This is a genomic window from Salmonella enterica subsp. diarizonae, from assembly GCF_008692785.1.
GTDB classification, from domain to species: Bacteria; Pseudomonadota; Gammaproteobacteria; order Enterobacterales; family Enterobacteriaceae; genus Salmonella; species Salmonella diarizonae.
Map to the genome: position 1 here is coordinate 263,370 of NZ_VXJV01000001.1, position 18,077 is coordinate 281,446.

Consider the following 18,077-nt stretch of genomic DNA (forward strand, 5'->3'; position numbering starts at 1 on the left):
ATGGTCAAAAAGACATCAACTTAATTTAGGCCACGGAGCCACAATGAGTAACCAGACAGTTCGGTGCCCCTTCTGCTTTAAGGAAAGTCCCCACGGTGTAAGAATATGCACTGGATGCCATGCAAAAGTGGTCTATGGCGAAAGCCCGGTAATAGTGGCATTTCTGTTTCAATTCGTGGCGTTCGGTCTCGCATGGTTAGCATTTTCATTGACCGGAAGCACTCCAGTCTCGGTCATTACGTTTTTCGTAAGCTGTATTGTTCTTATATATATAATTAAAAAAATCTATGCAGACAGGGTTCTGTTTATTCAATAAAATTAATCCCACAATAAGTAAAATTTCAGAAAATTCTTCATTCAGCAGGAGCCTGGATAACCAACTCCTGCTTTTATCATCCGCTAATTAATTTGAACTGAAAGCTCCGCATAACTGTTATTTACGCATTCTCACAGTCTTTTTCTGCCCCCCATAGGTGGTGGTATAAAATTCAACGAATGAGAAATACTTTTCCTTTCATATTGCGCCAGTAAATCTGCATAGAGTTGTTCAACCTCCATGAGGTTAGCGGAAATGTAATCCACAAGCCCGTTCAAGCAATGAAGCATTGTATGACTATTGTTGAGCTTTGTTAGCACATTAGCCTTGAGTGAAGAAACTACACCTGTGAACATCTGCATAATATTATCCACATGAAAACACGAGTTGCAGTATTGCTTACTTGAGTAATAATATTTAAGGTGATATCCGACGAAAAGCACATACAGCTTTCGGTAAAAAACAGCATTAATAGCATTATCACGATGCTGAGTGATATATTTATCAATCAACTTGATAAATTTTTCTTCCTGAGAAAGAGTAATATTATTGCACATAGCTTGATCCTTTTTTAGTTTTATAATCAAGTACTATCATGCCAACATAAAAAATCAACAGCTAAAACAAAATATTTTTATGTCATTGCCAATGAGAAATTATTTTCATTTCGCTTCTGGAAAATATAAGAATAATACATTTAAGTTAAAAAACAATGCTCCTTTAATCGAATTTAAAACCAATTAATAAAAAACCTTCTACGGATATTTATAACAAAGTGCTTCGCACAGGCTTACGCCCTGCATACTGATACGAAGATATTGGTTTATACTTCGCTACGGACTTTCTTGCAGCACCGCTGAGTGCACAAAGCACTCACTCGCTGAAGTAGAAATAATTTTCCAGAGGTTTTCGGCGAATGCCGGTTTTTATAATCAGGTAATACAATGATTTTCAGTTATTCTGATATCTAAGCTCTTCTGCGACAACCTTGTTCATTCATTTAATTCCAGACAACTGTATATCGCGCAATTGTTACATTTAGTCCCAAAAATGATGGTAACCGAAGTCCATTGGCGCAACACTGAAGTTGCGCAGACTTCATTACACTTATACACAAAAACATAAGAATATATTCGATATTGAATTAAGCAAGACAATATGACAGTTCCAATTAGTATTGTAATGCCATGGTTTCTTATTTCTTTATTTATCTTTTATCTTACGAAAGACAAATAAAATAAAACCAAGTAAATCATAACATTATATCAAATGAGTGGTAATCACTTCCATGAAGTAAATTTACTTATTTTATAACATGAAACATTAAATCTACCACCCATAGTATTTAATTTAATAATCCACATATCAATATAGATAAAATACTTTGTATTTTTATGAAAAAATTTGACAATTAAAAAAATATGCAATATATATTATCAGAAAACAACAAAAGGAGATAATATGATAAATACAAATGTTATTCTAACCAGAGAACAAAAATCCGCGATTGCAGAAGCATTAGACGTATCATTAGACGATTTAGAAGAACTTAGAATTAAAGCCAGTAATAAAAGGAAAACCTCCTTTAAGGATGACTTTTCCATGATTTTTAAAACAAATATCGGCACTCTGGCAAAAATGAAGCTAACACCAACTTCTTTTCGAATAATTATTTATCTTTTTTCAATCATTGATTACGGTAATATTCTTGTTAACTTCTCTCAATCAAGGGTAGCAAAAGATTTAGGACTACAAAAATCTAATGTTTCGAGAGCATTCAAAGAGTTATTTGAAAAGAGAATACTCATTCGCAATACAGAAGACGACCATGTATATTTGAACTCTAATTTATGTGTAAAAGGGATTCCTCATAAATTTAATGAGGAGCAAATGGATAAATTCAAGAGATCCAAAGCAGAAACTGAGGACTTTGATAACTCGTTTAGTTTTTATAGTGTTAGAAAAAAACAATCGTGAATAAATCTCACAGTACTAAAATATATATAGAGAATGATAAAATAATACTAAAAAGGTTGCCATTTTTAATTAGTTACAAAAAATGGCAACAATTATAATATATTATATATCTTTAAAAATCACTTATCCGTGAAAAGGTTATTAAGTCCTTTTAGATCTAAGCCACGCATGTTGGACTCTTCAATAAAATCACCAAATGCCAACATTAGCTCACCTAACTTATCCACTGGTAATTTTGGTCCATTTTTCAAAATAAATGGCATTATTTTGTTCATATGATCAACCGCCGCCTGTAAAACTTTATCATCTGACCAATCTTTCATATATCGGTTTTTACGATACCATAGTTTTCTTTCATCAGTGCGAGTTAAACTATTTGATTTAGGCTCTTCTTTCTCTTCTAAATTAATGAATAAATCTCTGGCATTGTCAATTTTCATAGTATTACGACCATTAAATTGAGCCCACCCATTGGCAATATAATTCAAATATTCATTAATTTCTGCAGGATTCTTAGCCGCATTAGATCCTTCTAAAATAATCACAACTGGATTACCGTTTATCTCATGTGTTTCAGATATAAATATTATATAGTCAATAGTATTAAATCTAAAGTCGTCATCTTTTTTTTCTTTCATTCTTTGTTGTAATCGGTAAACAACTAAATCTGGTGATAGTATTTTTATTTTCTCATTTAAAATGACAAGCACACCAACTGAATTATCTAAATTAAAAATATTTTTAGATGATTCTATTTGTTTACATGCCTGACTCAAATATGACTCAAGTAATTTTGTAATTCGAACAAACACTCTGTTTTTGATATCTTGACTATTAGGAAGATCTTTTATGACTAAATTGAAATCCCTTTCACCATAGAAAACAGGATAGTTTTCGTCATTGACATATTGCTCTAACTCAAGTTCGATTTTTTGAGATTGTTCTTGTGTTATACATTTTTGTTCAAAAATGATCTTCCTTCCCATTCCCAAATAATCAGCCTTTTTCTCTTTTCTGAGTTCCTCACTCAATTCTATTGAATCTATGCTTTCTATTGAAGGTAATGAAAGCATGAATTTTTCAAATCGTGAGTCAATACTCATAGTTAACTCCGGAATGATAAAAGATTAAAAGATATATGTGCTACGATATTGAATTTTCAAATCATTTACTCTTTGCAATCCATAATTAACTGAATATTATTACACTGAGCATAACCAATAATAAGCTTATTCAAAACAACAAAAAATAGAAATTAAATTATGATTGCAAAAAATCTTCATACAATACATGCCTCTCCTGCTCAGCCATACAAGCATCTACCAATCCTGTCATAACCCCAACAAACAAATCATTCCATCTCTGCCGTTCTCTCACAGTATGCCAGTCCTCAGACAAAACTTTTTCTACAGAGATCCAGATAACTTCTGCACGGGTTGTATTTAATAGTTCCTTGAATATTTCGTCAGAAACAGTAAGAACATGTGAATAAATTTTATTATCAATAGTCCAGAAAGGCTCCGGTTCGATAAAGTCAACCAACGAAGTAAAAGCCAGTCCACGGACCTGTGCAGCCTCCATTGTGCTGCTTACCTTATGACGATCACGCCATATTCTTAAATCACCTAAAAGATAATTTACTCGTTGATTCCTTGCTTTGCTGTCTTCTGCCTGGTATTGGATATAAGCAGGTCCATTACCAGTCTGGCGATAACGAGCTAATGTTTTGACACTTACACCAAGGTAAAGGGCCGAAACTTCAGCACTCAGGGTTGCATCATCTGGCATACTACCAAATAGCCGCCATACTTCAGCATATTCCCTTACAGTATCGATTGCACTCATTCCCTATTCCCCTAATTTGTTGGCAATGGTTGATATTTCGCCGAAGCCAGAAGTGTATTATACAACTCTGGTGCAGTCATAAGCATATGGAGCTCAATACTTTGAAGTGCCTCATAAATTCGATCATTATCAGGCATTGAATACCGTTCAGTAGGATCAGTGGTATTGCGATGGTTGAGCAACCTTTTCACCACAGAATATGAAGTGAGCCCTTCTGCAACACGACCAAAGGTTCTTCGCAGGTCGTGCATCCCCAGCTTCGATATTCCTGCTTCCTGGCAGATATACTCGCGTAGGCTTTTGCTGTCTGAATAGTGCCCCACTTTGCTTCGCGACGACCGAGCCGGAAAAACCCATTTGCGTTTTTCAGCTCGCTTTTCAGTCTCGTTGACTAAATCTCTTCGGTCTTCGAGAATTCGCTTCGTAGCATCACAAATTGGAAGCTCATGGTCGTTGCGGTTTTTAGTGTCATAAAATCGAATTATTCTATTTTCAAGATCAACATAACTGGTCGTTCTGGCTTCTTCTTCTGTCAGGGCCTCTCGCCAGCACAATGAAGCTGTTTCTTCTTTCCTGGCTCCTGTAAGAACAGTCAGCAAAAGATAATCGCATCCCAGGCGGTTGAAGCTTCTCTTGTTGTGCAATGCCGTTAAAAATCGCCCCAAAGTGTCTTTTGGCGACAGTGGGTTTCGTACACCTTTTGCGCGATAACTTTCTTCGAGCTGTGAACGGGTTCTGAATTTTTTCTGTATCGTCAGAATTGAGAAGGGGTTGTAGCTTAGTGTCGGTTGTCGTTGTTGTGTCTGGGCATTTCCCGCTTCGATCTCAATCGCATGCCTTACCGCCACATTCACCCAGCGAAAAGTCTGCTCTGCCGCAGTTCTGGCTCTTGAAGCGATCTCATCAAACTTGCGCAATATCTCGTTGCCTGTCAGATCTTTTACTCTAAGATTTTCCCACTCTTTCAGGCGGTTTTCGGCTTTATTAAGCACATTTAACGTGTTGGGCTTTGCTGGTTTAGACCTGCCCATGAGATGACTTCTGTATTGCGCAAAAACTTCACTGATCGTTAGCTCAGAAGCCTCTGCTTCTCGCTTTACTGCATTCGGATTTCGTCTGGTCAACTTCATAGTTTCAACGAATTTGCGAGCAGCATCGCGAGCCTGATCAATGTTGGCAAAATCTGAAACATTACCAATCGTAGATCTGATAACCTGTTTCGGTGCCTTGCCACCCGTCGAGGGTCGCTTGTCTGCTGACGCCACCCGTCGTTGAATGATATAGGTTTTTTTAGTGGCACTGATTTTGACACCGAAACCTACGGGTGAATCCCTGTGGTTGTCAGTGATAATATACGGCTTTCGTTCAGGATTGGGTAAGTAGACTACTCGCCCTTGCTGGTCGAGATCTGGTTTCACGTCGATAGATAACTTATTGATTATAATCGACTGAGTAAGTGTCATTTTCATAAATGTATACCAGCAAGTCAGAGTGTATACCCGATACTAACCGGTATACTTCTGGTATACAAATTTATCGATTTATATGGGTTTAAAGCGGTTTCACATGGGGCAACATGGGTAACCGCAAGACTTAAAAAATGAGTAAAATCAATATGCAAGAGTCTATCGACAAGGATCTCTCAGACCATACGCCAATGATGCAGCAGTATCTCAAACTGAAAGCCCAGCACCCGGAGATTCTGCTGTTTTATCGTATGGGCGACTTTTACGAACTGTTTTATGACGACGCAAAGCGTGCGTCGCAGTTGCTTGATATTTCGCTGACCAAACGCGGCGCATCGGCTGGCGAACCTATCCCTATGGCGGGTATCCCGCACCACGCCGTAGAAAACTACCTCGCAAAACTGGTCAATCAGGGCGAATCCGTCGCTATTTGCGAACAGATTGGCGACCCGGCCACCAGCAAAGGTCCCGTTGAACGTAAGGTCGTGCGTATCGTTACGCCTGGCACCATCAGTGATGAAGCCCTGCTACAGGAGCGTCAGGATAACCTGCTGGCGGCTATCTGGCAGGATGGTAAAGGCTACGGTTACGCCACGCTGGATATCAGCTCCGGGCGCTTTCGTCTGAGCGAACCCGCCGACCGTGAAACGATGGCCGCAGAGCTGCAGCGCACCAATCCCGCCGAACTATTGTATGCCGAAGATTTTGCTGAAATGGCGTTAATAGAGGGACGCCGGGGTCTGCGCCGTCGCCCGTTGTGGGAGTTTGAGATTGATACCGCCCGCCAGCAGTTAAATCTGCAATTCGGTACGCGGGATCTGGTCGGTTTCGGCGTCGAAAATGCCTCGCGTGGATTATGTGCGGCAGGCTGCCTGTTACAGTACGTAAAAGATACCCAGCGCACCTCCCTGCCGCATATTCGCTCCATTACGATGGAACGCCAGCAGGACAGCATCATTATGGATGCCGCGACCCGCCGCAATCTGGAAATTACCCAGAACCTGGCCGGCGGTGTCGAAAATACCCTCGCCGCGGTGCTTGACTGTACCGTGACGCCAATGGGTAGCCGAATGCTTAAACGCTGGCTGCATATGCCGGTACGAAATACCGACATATTGCGTGAACGCCAACAGACCATCGGCGCCTTGCAGGACACCGTCAGCGAACTGCAACCGGTGCTGCGTCAGGTCGGCGATCTGGAGCGTATCCTTGCGCGTTTGGCACTGCGCACCGCGCGTCCGCGCGATCTCGCCCGAATGCGTCATGCCTTCCAGCAACTGCCGGAATTGCACGCTCAGCTTGAAACCGTTGACAGCGCGCCGGTGCAGGCATTGCGTAAAAAAATGGGCGATTTTGCCGAGCTGCGCGATCTTCTGGAACGCGCCATTATTGACGCGCCGCCAGTACTGGTCCGCGACGGCGGCGTTATTGCGCCCGGCTATCACGAAGAGCTGGACGAATGGCGCGCGCTGGCGGACGGCGCCACCGATTATCTCGATCGTCTGGAAATTCGCGAGCGTGAGCGTACCGGGCTGGATACGTTGAAAGTCGGCTATAACGCTGTGCATGGTTATTACATTCAGATTAGCCGTGGTCAAAGCCATCTGGCGCCCATCAATTACGTGCGTCGCCAGACGCTGAAAAATGCCGAACGCTACATTATTCCTGAGCTAAAAGAGTACGAAGATAAGGTTCTGACCTCGAAAGGCAAAGCGCTGGCGCTGGAAAAACAGCTATATGACGAATTGTTTGATCTGCTGTTGCCGCATCTGGCGGATTTACAGCAGAGCGCCAACGCGCTGGCGGAACTGGATGTACTGGTTAACCTGGCCGAACGTACCTGGACGCTGAATTACACCTGTCCGACGTTTACCGACAAACCTGGTATTCGTATCGCCGAAGGTCGCCACCCGGTGGTAGAGCAGGTACTGAATGAGCCGTTTATCGCTAACCCGCTCAATCTGTCGCCGCAGCGCCGGATGTTGATTATCACCGGGCCGAATATGGGCGGTAAAAGTACCTATATGCGACAAACGGCATTGATCGCCCTGCTGGCTTATATTGGCAGTTACGTGCCAGCGCAAAACGTGGAAATCGGCCCAATCGACCGTATTTTTACCCGTGTCGGCGCAGCAGACGACCTGGCCTCCGGGCGTTCGACCTTTATGGTGGAGATGACCGAAACCGCGAACATTCTGCATAATGCGACGGAAAACAGTCTGGTATTGATGGATGAAATCGGACGCGGTACCTCCACGTATGACGGGCTGTCGCTGGCCTGGGCCTGCGCGGAGAACCTCGCGAATAAGATTAAAGCGTTAACGCTGTTCGCTACCCACTACTTCGAGCTGACCCAATTACCGGAGAAAATGGAAGGCGTAGCGAACGTCCACCTGGATGCGCTGGAACACGGCGATACTATCGCGTTTATGCACAGCGTGCAGGACGGCGCGGCAAGTAAGAGCTATGGTCTGGCGGTCGCGGCGCTTGCCGGCGTCCCTAAAGAGGTAATCAAACGCGCACGGCAAAAACTCCGCGAGCTGGAGAGCATCTCGCCCACTGCGGCGGCAACGCAGGTGGACGGCACGCAAATGTCGTTGCTTGCCGCTCCGGAAGAGACATCGCCCGCCGTTGAAGCACTGGAGAATCTCGATCCGGACTCCCTGACGCCACGCCAGGCGCTGGAGTGGATCTATCGGCTGAAAAGTCTGGTGTAAACGTGTCAGGCCCGATAGCGCCGCGCTATCGGGTCCGCGCGCCGGAACAGGCTTTTCAGGCTGTGACTGTCGTTTCGTGTAAATGGCGCCAGACTATCCGTCCTCTTTCCCTTTTTAAAATGACCGTCGACCAGCGTACCGTCTCTGCCTGGCCCGGCAGTTGCTGCCGCTCACGATAATGAAGCGCGGCGCCTTCCGGCCACTCCGCCACAAGGTCAATGTGCTCAACCACGATAACCAGCCCCGGGCGACACGCGCGCTGCGCCTGGAAAAAAGCGCCAAGCGCCGGATAATCCAGACAAACACCGCCTGGCGTTATCAGCGTAAAATCAGCAGCGAAACGCGGTATCAACGCCTCCAGGCTGCCCATACCCTTGCTAAGCCAGTTCTCAATCGCCTCATGGGCGTGAATAATTTCTTCTTTATATGGATTCATGGTCTTTCCTTTTTCAGGCACAGAAGCGCTTTTCTATTGTTTAGACAGACAGCGTAAATAAGGGGCAGCAGGGTGATACCGGCTGCGGCAATAAAGGTCCAGCGATAAGCAACCTCAAGCGACATAACGCGCTGGAGTGCGTTTAACAGCAGCGTCAACAGCGTCGCGCCAATGAAAAAGCTGAGCTGACGATTAAGATTCCATAGCGCGCTGGCGTCAGGCATGTCCCGGCGAGCAATAGTCAGGAAAGCGCCACTCTGCGCGGTACTGCTGCACAAACTGCCGCCAGCGCCCATTAACGCGAATATCATCATCAGTACACGGTGAGATGTCGCAAGCGTAACGTTAGTTAAAAACAATATCCCTGCGGCCTGAAGAAGACAGCCGACGATAATCAGCGGACGCGGCCCAAGCTGATTGAAGTAACGTCCGGTAAGCATAATGGCGACAAATGAAGCGATCGACCAGGGGAGCATCAGCGACCCCGCCACCGCAGGCGATAACTGCGCGACGTTCTGTAGATAAAACATCCCGACCACGCTGATACCAATGAACATACCCGGCACACACAGATAGACGATCATGGCAAAACGCAGCAGCCTGTCCGTCAACAACGGCAGATGGAGCAATCTTGCTGACGCCATTGTCGTCGAAGCGACGTTCAGCCAACGATAAGCGAGCAATAAAGTGAGAACGGCCACCGGCAGCGTAGCAAAGAATATCCAGCGCCAGCCGCACGTTTCCACCAGCAGCCCGCCAATCGCAGGCGAACATGCCGGCGCCAGTAGCGCCACCATCATGACAACCGATGACACGCCAGCGCGTTCATGCGGTTTAAACTGTTGCCAGGTTAACGCCTGACCAACCGGGATCAATAAGCCACCGCCCGCCCCCTGCACAATACGCCAGAAAACAAGGCTGTGTAAGGAATCGGCAAAACCTGCGGCAGCGGCGGCAACGCTAAACAGAATGAGCGAAAACATGATCAGCCGTCGTGCGCCGAGATAACGCGAAAGAAACGCGCTAAACGGAACGATCAGCGTTAATCCTGCAATATAACCGTTACTCACCCATGCCAGCGCCGATATGGACGTATGCAGATCCACGGACATCGCGGGAAAAGCCACGCTGGCGATAAACAGATTAATCAGATCAAGAAAGAAGCCAAGCAGGTAAACCACCGCCACTTTACTGCGATACGTCATTATGCATCCTCCGCCAGAGGCACTAATGTAGCCGTCCGGAGAAAACCAGATAAGTCCGCGCTTCAACGATATACTGTCAAAATAATTTTGACAGTAAAGGAACTCGCCATGCTCAATTTGCAGCGTATGTCGCTGTTTGTCGCCGTGGTAGATAGCGGCAGCTTCACGGCCGCCGCCGCCGCATCGGGCCAAACAAAAGCGGTAGTGAGCTTTAATATTCGGCAGCTTGAAAAAGAGCTTGGCGTAACGTTACTGCTACGTTCCACCCGACAACTGACGCTCACAGACGCCGGCGTCCTCTTTTACCAAAAAGGCGTGAATTTACTCAACGCAGCGAAAAATTTGCAGGATGAAGTGCGCGCCAGCCATAGTGGGCTGGGCGGCGAGTTACGTATTACCACCACACCCGAGTTTGGCGAACAGGTGGTCATTCCGGTATTGGCGCAGTTTAGTCAACGCCATCCCGATCTCCGTATTCGGCATATGTCCTCATCACATCATGCCGATTTAATTGCTGAGCGCTTTGATGTGGCGATTCGGCTTGGCTCGCTGGCGGACTCCCGCTATCGCGCCGCGCTGATATCCCGCTTTACCATTCTGCCGGTCGCCGCGCCGCAGTGGCTCGCCCACTACCCTGTTTCGTCGCTGGAATCATTGGCCCAGGCAGAATGGATTATTCATGAGCGATTACCTACGCCGCTACGATGGACAATAACGAATAATCATGGCCAACACTCGCGCCTGGAGATAAGTAAAGCCGGCAGAATTTCTGTCAACAGCGCCCGCTCGCTGATGGCCTTCGCTCTCGCGGGAAGCGGCGTCGCATTATTGCCGCGATGGTTAGTCAAAACCGCACTGGAGGATGGAACGTTAATTCACGTGTTACCCGACTATCATTTTCCCCGCCAGGGCATTTATGCCGTTTATCCGGACGCCCGCCATGTATCGACAAAAGTACGCGCATTTATTGATTTTTTACGTTCGCAATGGGATTGCGGGGAGCACGCCCCATCATCGTAGCCAGTCCGGGAGCATTGCGCTCCCGGACGGATAATATCGTCTTAATCCTTAACCACCAGCTTGTCTTTGATCCCCTGCGCCTGCCAGCGCACCCACAGCATAATTGCCGCCAGAACGACAATCGGCAATAACGGATCGAGCCAACTGCCGCCGGAACCGAACAGCAGGTTAATCAGCGCCACGCCGGTGCCGCCAATCGCCCAGGCAATGGTCGTCGGTACAGACCAAACCACCATCTGCTGTTTGACATCAGAGACGCCCATCATGCGGTTAACCACCCAGAACAGGCTGTCGTTAAAGTAGCCGAAGAACAGCGACCCCATCGTTGCGGCCTGAGCGGCAAGCAACATATTGATGCCGGGGATCTGCGCCAGGATCGGCGCGGAAATCGAGGCGGCAGTGATCATCGCCACCGTCCCCGATCCCTGAATCAGGCGTACCAGCGTCGCCACGATAAATGGGATCAGGATCGGCGAGATCGGCAGGTTGGCAACCTGCTCCGCCAGCTGTTGACCCGCGCCGCTGTCGCGCAGGATCGCGCCTAACGCGCCGCCAGCACCCGTGACCAGTAAGATAATCCCGGCGCTTTGCAAACCCTCTTCCAGACGCTCTGCGGTGGTATGTTTATCCATGCGCGGCACCAGCGTATACACCGCCAGCAGAACGCTGATTGCCAACGCGATCACTGGACTTCCCACAAAGTTGATTGTCTGTACCACCGGATGCGTCGCCAGACCGGACCATCCTTCTATGGTGGCGAGGGTGGAACAGATAGCCTTCAGGAAGATCAGAACGATCGGTACCACAATAGGCAGCAGTGAGAGCGTCAGGCTCGGCAGATCCTTTTGCTCTTTCTCTTTGTTGTACTGCTCCAGCGCGGCATTTACTTCATCGGCGTTCAGCGTGCGCGGCACGAAATCAGGGTAGCGTTTATCCAGCCACTGCGCATAGAACACAATGCCGATCACACAGGGCACCGCCAGCGCCATCCCGGTCAATAACATTGCGCCGATGTCGACGTTAAAAATCCCGGCTACCCCCAGCGGGCCGGGCGTCGGGGGCACCGTATGGTGAGTGACCACCAGCCCGCCCGCCAGCGCGACGCCCAGCGTCAGCAGCGAACGTTTACCGCTTTTCGCCAGCGCTTTCGCTACCGGATAAAGAATCACAAAAGCGGAATCGACGAAAATCGGGATACTGACAATATAACCCGTGATCGCCAGCGCCCACTCTTCACGACGTTTCCCCAGCCATTTGATAAAGCTCCAGGCGATACGCTCCGCCGCGCCGGAGACCTCCAGCAAGCGTCCCATCATTACGCCGAGACCAATCACCAGGCCAATGCTGCCCAGCGTCGTGCCGAATCCACTGGTGATGACAGAGAGCGTTTTATCAATGCCCATTCCCCCCAACAAACCGGCAATACAGGCCGCCGCCAGCATCGCGATCAGCGCATGAACGCGGGTGCGTAACACCAGCCATACCAGAACGAAAACGGCAACGATCAGGCCGATAATCGGTGTCGGTAAACTTGTCATGACCTCGTCTCCATATCATCTTGTCGAAAGCGTTCGATAATGTCATCGAAACGCTTGTCGGCGACAAAACCTAACGCCAGCGCACGCTGGTTATCGATACGTCCCGGCCAGGAGGCGACGATTTTCTCGACGCCTTCGTCGCGCTGATGCGTAACCCGATCGCGCTCCGCCTGACCGCCCGTCTGACGCAACGTTTCCAGCATCTCGCCCACGGTTACGCTGATCCCGGGTAAGTTGATACTGCTCGCCTCACCTGGCGAGGGTAACGTTGCGGCCAGCGACAGGTTATGGATCACCGCCGCCGGGCTGGAAATCCACAAACGCAAACTTTCCGATACCGGGCAGATGGTCGTCTCGCCCTGCAACGGTTCACGAATAATCGCGCTGACAAAAGAAGAAGCGGCGCGGTTTGGTTTACCCGGGCGAACACAGATCGTCGGCAAACGCAGCGCCAGCCCATCCACATAGCCTTTGCGGGTATAATCGTTGACCAACAGTTCACAGGCGGCCTTCTGCGCGCCATAAGACGAGCGCGGCGTGAGCGCGGTGGTATCGGTGACGCATTCCGGCAGCGTACCGCCATAAACGGCAAGCGAGCTGGAGAAGACAAAACGAATTTTCTGCGGTTGCCGACGACACGCCTCAAGTAACTGGCGGGTAAGATCCAGATTAACTTTCCATCCCAGATCGAAATCGTCTTCCGCATGACTGCTGACAATCGCAGCGAGATGATAAACAACAGAGGTATTAGCGGTAATCACATTCTCCAGCACGCCCGGCTGGGTTAAGTCAGCTTCCATGCAGCGTAAACGAGGGGAGTCTGATAACCGTGCAGGCATTTTTAAATCAACAAGAAGCAGTTCGTTAAACGCCAGCGATGAATTTAATAAGGCGCTTGCGAGTTTCTGGCCTAAAAAGCCGCCCCCGCCGGTAATGATAATCTGCATCCGGATGTCCTCTTTATTGTTGTGTAGGGTAGTTCAGGATTAGCGCCAGGCGTTAAACCAGCCAAGCCCGTCCTGAGTGGTATTCCGTGGTTGGTATTCGCAGCCTATCCAGCCGCGATAACCCACGTCATCGAACAACCGGAACAGCCACGGGTAGTTGATCTCGCCATCATCCGGTTCATGTCTGTCCGGTAGCGAGGCGATTTGCACATGGGCATAGCGGCCCGCGTACTCGCGAATCAGGTGACTCAAATTGCCATCCACTTTTTGCGCGTGGAAAGTGTCGAGCTGGATGAACACATTCGGGCGGTCAACCTCTTCTGCGATGCCCAGCGCCTGATATTGGCTGGAAAAGAGGTAGCCGGGTTTAACGCCGGGACTCAGCGCTTCGATCAAAATACGTTTATCGTGGGCGGCAAACCGGTCGGCGGCATAACGCAAATTATCGATAAACGTGGCGCGATAACGTGCGCCATCAGCGCCATCCGGCACTACGCCCGCCATGATATGAACCTGCTCGCATTCCAGCGCAAGAGCGTATTCCAGCGCCAGATCGATATCGGCTCGCGCGTCGTGTTCGCGCCCCGGCAGCGCGGCACGCCCCCACTCGCCCGCTGCGATATCGCCCGCCGAAGTATTAAACAGCGCCAGCGTCAGATCATGACGCAATAGCTGGGCTTTAATCTCGCTGGCGGCAAAGTCGTAGGGGAACAGAAACTCAACGGCCTGAAAACCGGCTGCGGCAGCGGCGGCAAAACGCTCGATAAACGGCGCTTCGGTAAACATCATCGACAAATTGGCGGCAAAACGCGGCATCGGGTTATCTCCTTAACTGCGCAATTTCTTCGGTGGTTAAATAACGAATCGGGCGTTCGCCAAGGATAAAAATCAGCTTTGCCGTCTCTTCCAGCTCCTCGGTATTATTAGCGGCTTCCTGCAAATTCTCCCCGCACACTACCGGCCCATGATTGGCCAGTAAAAAGGCCTGATGCTGGCCCGCCAGCGCGGCCAGATCGCGGGCAATTCGGTCATCCCCCGGGCGATAGTAAGGAACCAGCGGAATGTCCCCCATCCGCATCACCACATACGGGGTAAACGGGCGAATCACATTTTGCGGGTCCAGTCCTTCGAGACAGGAAAGCGCCGTTGACCAGGTGCTGTGCAGATGTACCACGGCCTTGCAGCAAGGGTTATTGCGATACAACGCCAGATGAAAACGCACCTCTTTAGACGGTTTATCGCCGCTGAGCCATTCGCCCTGCGGGTCCACTTTGGATAGCCGCTGCGGGTCGAGATTACCCAGACACGAACCGGTGGGCGTTGCCAGAATATTGCCGTCCGGCAGTAACAGCGAGAGGTTGCCTGCCGAGCCGGTAGCATAGCCACGCTGGAAAAACGAGGCAGCTATCCTGACCATCTCGTCTCGCAAAGCGTGCTCTTCTTTTGCCAGTGTCGTCATACCTGAAACTCCCTTTGAGCGCGTATGAAAAAGGATTCATCGCCAAAATTGCCTGACTTTAGCGCCAGCGAGACTGGCGCATGGAGCGCGTTGACCCACGGCACGCCGGGTGAAATGCACGGTCCGATGTGAAAACCGGTAATACCGAGGCTTTGCGTCACCACGCCCGACGTTTCGCCGCCCGCCACGATAAACCGGGTGATACCGCCTTCGGCTAAGCGAGCGGCCAGCAGTGAAAAGAGCGTCTCTACCGCATGGCTGGCTTCGGCAGCGCCGTATTGCTGCTGGATGGCAGCCAGCGCCTGCGTGGAGGCGGTGGCGCTAATCATTGGCGCCAGTTCGCTATCCTGACTGAGCACCCACTGCGCCAGCGCTTCGGCGTAGGCCTCGCGCGTCTCGGATGACAGGCAGCACGCCACGTCAACGTCGCGTGTGGGAGCATGTTGTCGATAACAGGCCACCTGCTGGTTCGTCATCTGCGAACAGGAACCGGAAAGCACCACCGCGCGGCCGCTCAGCGGATAGCCTGCGGAGCGGGCCTGAGAAGCGCCACTCTTCGCCCACTGACGCGCCAGCCCCATTGCCAGCCCGGAACCGCCAGTTACCAGAGGGGCATCACGCAAAACCTCGCCCTGCATTTCCAGATGTCGCTCATTGAGCGCGTCAAGTACCGCGTAGCGGTATCCTTCCTGCTGTAAACGCGACAGCGCCGCACGGGTCGCTGCAACGCCTTCATCAAGCGTCTGGGCCGGAATAACGCCGCAGCGCCCTTGCGCCTGTGCTTCCATCAGACGCGGCAGGTAGCTGTCGGTCATCGGATTGATAGGGTGGTGGCGCATACCGGACTCCGCCAGCAAGTGGTTCATGACAAACAGATAACCCTGATAGACCGTGCGTCCGTTAACCGGCAGCGCGGGAGAAATCACGGTAAATGAGGTATCCAGCGCCACCATCAACGCGTCGGTGACCGGGCCGATATTGCCTTCAGCGGTACTATCGAAAGTCGAGCAATATTTGAAATAGACCTGCTGGCAGCCCTGTTTTTTCAGCCATGCCAGCGCCGCCAGCGATTGTTTTATCGCCTCTTGCGCCGGGCATGAGCGGATTTTCAGGCTGATAACCAGCGCGTCACACCCTTCCGGTTGCGTCCCGGTTGGGACATCATTGATCTGCACTGTCGGCATCCCGTTTTCGACCAGAAAACTGGCGATGTCGGTCGCGCCGGTGAAATCATCGGCAATGACGCCAATTTTTAACATGACGGCTCCTCAGGCGTGACGCCAGGCAGAGTAATCCCCGAGAAAATTTTGATCACTGCGCTGTCATCCTGTTTGCCATAACCGGCATTACTGGCGCTGGTGAACATATTTAATGCCGTAGAAGCGAGAGGTAAGGGGAAGCGTAGCGCTTTCGCCGTGTCGGCAACCAACCCCAAATCTTTGACAAAAATGTCGACTGCCGAACGTGGGGTATAGTCGCCGTCAACGACATGCTGCATACGGTTTTCGAACATCCAGGAGTTTCCGGCGGCATGGGTCACGACGTCATACATCACGTCCAGAGGAATACCGGCCCGCGCGGCCAGCGCCATCGCTTCGGCCGCCGCCGCAATATGCACTCCAGCCAGCAGTTGATGAATGATTTTGACGGTTGAGCCTGCGCCCGGCGTATCGCTGATGCGATAAACGTTGCTGGCAACGGCGTCCAGCACAGGCTTCAGGCGGGTAAACGCCGCCTCGCTCCCGGAGGCCATCACCGTCATTTCGCCCTGCGCCGCTTTTACCGCGCCGCCGGAAACCGGCGCATCCAGCATGTTAAGATTCAATGCCGTCAACGCCGCGGCGATCTCTTGCGCGTCGGCGCTTGAGATCGTGGACGAAACCATCACCGCGCTTCCGGGTTTCATCAGATGGGCAACGCCATCCTCACCGAATAACACCTGTCTGACCTGGGCGGCATTAACGACCAGAATAACTAACGCATCCACGACTCCGGCGAACTCCCTGGCGCTGGCGGCAGTCCCACAAGCCCCTTCAGCGAGAAGATTCGCGCACGCTTGCGGGTTAAGATCGGCCCCCCATGTGGAAAGCCCGGCACGCAGGCATGAACGCGCAGCGCCCATTCCCATTGAGCCAAGCCCCACAATGCCGACATGAAAATCAGTTCCTGTTGTCATTATCACTCCATGTTAATTTACGTGATATTATGTTTTTTTATGTGAATATAGGCGTTTTTGTAAACAATTGCGGTGAGTTGATTCACAAAAAATAACAAAATATGTTATTTTTTGTGAAGACAATCCCCATAGAACTTCACACGCTGTGGCGAGAAATCGCGTAAAATCGCGACAGGACTAAAGAAAGGAGCAGACGTTGATACCTACTGAGCGTCGACAAATAATTCTTGATATGGTGGCGGAGAAAGGCATCGTCAGTATCGCTGAACTGACCGAGCGCATGCATGTATCCCATATGACCATCCGCCGTGATTTACAAAAACTGGAGCAGCAAGGCGCGGTAATCCAGGTCTCTGGCGGAGTGCAGTCATCGACTCGCGTAGCGCACGAACCCTCGCATCAGATCAAAAGCGAACTGGCGACGCCGCAGAAAGCGGCGATTGGCAAACTGGCCGCCAGCCTGGTACAGCCAGAAAGCTGTATCTACCTTGACGCCGGTACTACCACGCTGGCGATTGCCAGACAGCTTGTTACGATGAATAAACTTACGGTGGTGACTAATGATTTCGTTATCGCCGATTACCTGATGGACAATAGCGGTTGCACAATTATTCACACTGGCGGGGCAGTATGTCGGGAAAACCGGTCGTGCGTCGGCGAAGCCGCGGCGACGCTTTTGCGTGGGTTGATGATTGACCAGGCCTTTATTTCCGCCTCTTCCTGGAGCGTGCGCGGTATTTCAACGCCAGCGGAAGATAAAGTTGCGGTGAAACGGGCCGTCGCCAGCGCCAGCCGACAAAAAATTCTGGTGTGCGACGCGACCAAATACGGCCAGGTCGCCACATGGCTGGCGTTACCGTTGGCGGAATTCAACCAAATCGTCACCGATGACGGCCTGCCGGAAAGCGCTATTCGGGCGCTGGCCAAAGTGGATATCTCACTGCTGATGGCAAAAAAATAGCGAAGCGGTGCAAG

The 18,077-nt window shown here is 49.9% G+C and carries 17 protein-coding genes; 5 read left to right on the forward strand and 12 right to left on the reverse strand.

The genetic code is table 11. The features are described from left to right. Positions 1-43 precede the first annotated feature (43 nt). Positions 44-316 carry a hypothetical protein gene (locus F4V72_RS24290; protein ID WP_079796125.1) on the forward strand — a complete coding sequence of 91 codons (273 nt, stop codon included), beginning with the start codon at positions 44-46 and terminating at the stop codon, positions 314-316. Positions 317-447: 131 nt separating this feature from the next. Here the strand turns inward: F4V72_RS24290 and F4V72_RS01325 are convergent, their stop codons facing one another. Next, positions 448-873, reverse strand: coding sequence for a hypothetical protein (locus F4V72_RS01325; protein ID WP_079796124.1), 426 nt, complete (start codon positions 871-873; stop codon positions 448-450). A 904-nt stretch (positions 874-1,777) separates the two neighbouring features. On the opposite strand from F4V72_RS01325, the gene F4V72_RS01330 reads away from it, so the two are divergent. Continuing rightward, positions 1,778-2,293 (forward strand): helix-turn-helix domain-containing protein, encoded by a 516-nt coding sequence (locus F4V72_RS01330; protein ID WP_079796123.1) that lies wholly within the window; start codon positions 1,778-1,780, stop codon positions 2,291-2,293. Positions 2,294-2,412: 119 nt separating this feature from the next. On the opposite strand, the gene F4V72_RS01335 is transcribed toward F4V72_RS01330, so the two are convergent. The 3 genes from F4V72_RS01335 to F4V72_RS01345 all read right to left on the reverse strand — a co-directional run bounded on the left by F4V72_RS01335 (position 2,413) and on the right by F4V72_RS01345 (position 5,607). After that, entirely contained in the window at positions 2,413-3,396 is a 984-nt protein-coding gene (locus F4V72_RS01335; RefSeq protein ID WP_079796122.1) for a hypothetical protein, read from the reverse strand. Positions 3,397-3,553: 157 nt separating this feature from the next. Then, positions 3,554-4,138 carry a hypothetical protein gene (locus tag F4V72_RS01340; protein ID WP_079796121.1) on the reverse strand — a complete coding sequence of 195 codons (585 nt, stop codon included), beginning with the start codon at positions 4,136-4,138 and terminating at the stop codon, positions 3,554-3,556. 11 nt (positions 4,139-4,149) lie between these two features. Continuing rightward, complete coding sequence (locus F4V72_RS01345; RefSeq protein ID WP_079796120.1) at positions 4,150-5,607, reverse strand: tyrosine-type recombinase/integrase; 1,458 nt, start codon at positions 5,605-5,607, stop codon at positions 4,150-4,152. Positions 5,608-5,753: 146 nt separating this feature from the next. Here F4V72_RS01345 and mutS point away from each other — a divergent pair, with 146 nt between their 5' ends. After that, on the forward strand, positions 5,754-8,321 hold the full coding sequence (gene mutS, locus F4V72_RS01350; protein WP_150342425.1) for a DNA mismatch repair protein MutS: 2,568 nt from the start codon (positions 5,754-5,756) through the stop codon (positions 8,319-8,321). 55 nt (positions 8,322-8,376) lie between these two features. On the opposite strand, the gene F4V72_RS01355 is transcribed toward mutS, so the two are convergent. Beyond that, entirely contained in the window at positions 8,377-8,757 is a 381-nt protein-coding gene (locus F4V72_RS01355) for a DUF4440 domain-containing protein (RefSeq protein WP_070801750.1), read from the reverse strand. Next, positions 8,754-9,962 carry an MFS transporter gene (locus F4V72_RS01360; RefSeq protein ID WP_053509109.1) on the reverse strand — a complete coding sequence of 403 codons (1,209 nt, stop codon included), beginning with the start codon at positions 9,960-9,962 and terminating at the stop codon, positions 8,754-8,756. The genes F4V72_RS01355 and F4V72_RS01360 overlap by 4 nt, the downstream gene beginning before the upstream one ends. Before the next feature lie 87 nt (positions 9,963-10,049). Between F4V72_RS01360 and F4V72_RS01365 the strand changes: the two genes are divergently transcribed. After that, positions 10,050-10,982 carry a LysR family transcriptional regulator gene (locus F4V72_RS01365; RefSeq protein ID WP_074177911.1) on the forward strand — a complete coding sequence of 311 codons (933 nt, stop codon included), beginning with the start codon at positions 10,050-10,052 and terminating at the stop codon, positions 10,980-10,982. Between the two features lie 41 nt (positions 10,983-11,023). On the opposite strand, the gene F4V72_RS01370 is transcribed toward F4V72_RS01365, so the two are convergent. From F4V72_RS01370 to ltnD, 6 genes are read right to left on the reverse strand one after another with little or no spacing between them, the layout of a single operon-like run. Beyond that, entirely contained in the window at positions 11,024-12,520 is a 1,497-nt protein-coding gene (locus tag F4V72_RS01370) for a GntP family permease (RefSeq protein WP_136058046.1), read from the reverse strand. Next, positions 12,517-13,467 carry a D-erythronate dehydrogenase gene (gene denD, locus F4V72_RS01375; protein ID WP_136058045.1) on the reverse strand — a complete coding sequence of 317 codons (951 nt, stop codon included), beginning with the start codon at positions 13,465-13,467 and terminating at the stop codon, positions 12,517-12,519. The genes F4V72_RS01370 and denD overlap by 4 nt, the downstream gene beginning before the upstream one ends. A 39-nt stretch (positions 13,468-13,506) precedes the next feature. Continuing rightward, positions 13,507-14,283, reverse strand: coding sequence for an HPr family phosphocarrier protein (locus F4V72_RS01380; protein WP_053529382.1), 777 nt, complete (start codon positions 14,281-14,283; stop codon positions 13,507-13,509). Between the two features lie 4 nt (positions 14,284-14,287). Continuing rightward, on the reverse strand, positions 14,288-14,926 hold the full coding sequence (locus F4V72_RS01385; RefSeq protein ID WP_023249315.1) for an aldolase: 639 nt from the start codon (positions 14,924-14,926) through the stop codon (positions 14,288-14,290). Beyond that, on the reverse strand, positions 14,923-16,185 hold the full coding sequence (otnK, locus tag F4V72_RS01390; RefSeq protein ID WP_136058044.1) for a 3-oxo-tetronate kinase: 1,263 nt from the start codon (positions 16,183-16,185) through the stop codon (positions 14,923-14,925). Before otnK ends, F4V72_RS01385 begins: the two co-directional genes overlap by 4 nt. Beyond that, complete coding sequence (gene ltnD / locus F4V72_RS01395; RefSeq protein WP_023249313.1) at positions 16,179-17,102, reverse strand: L-threonate dehydrogenase; 924 nt, start codon at positions 17,100-17,102, stop codon at positions 16,179-16,181. The genes otnK and ltnD overlap by 7 nt, the downstream gene beginning before the upstream one ends. 196 nt (positions 17,103-17,298) lie before the next feature. Between ltnD and ygbI the strand changes: the two genes are divergently transcribed. Continuing rightward, the gene (gene ygbI / locus F4V72_RS01400; RefSeq protein ID WP_023249312.1) at positions 17,299-18,063 is read left to right on the forward strand and encodes a DNA-binding transcriptional repressor YgbI; all 765 of its coding nucleotides are present in this window, start codon (positions 17,299-17,301) and stop codon (positions 18,061-18,063) included. Positions 18,064-18,077: the final 14 nt, after the last annotated feature.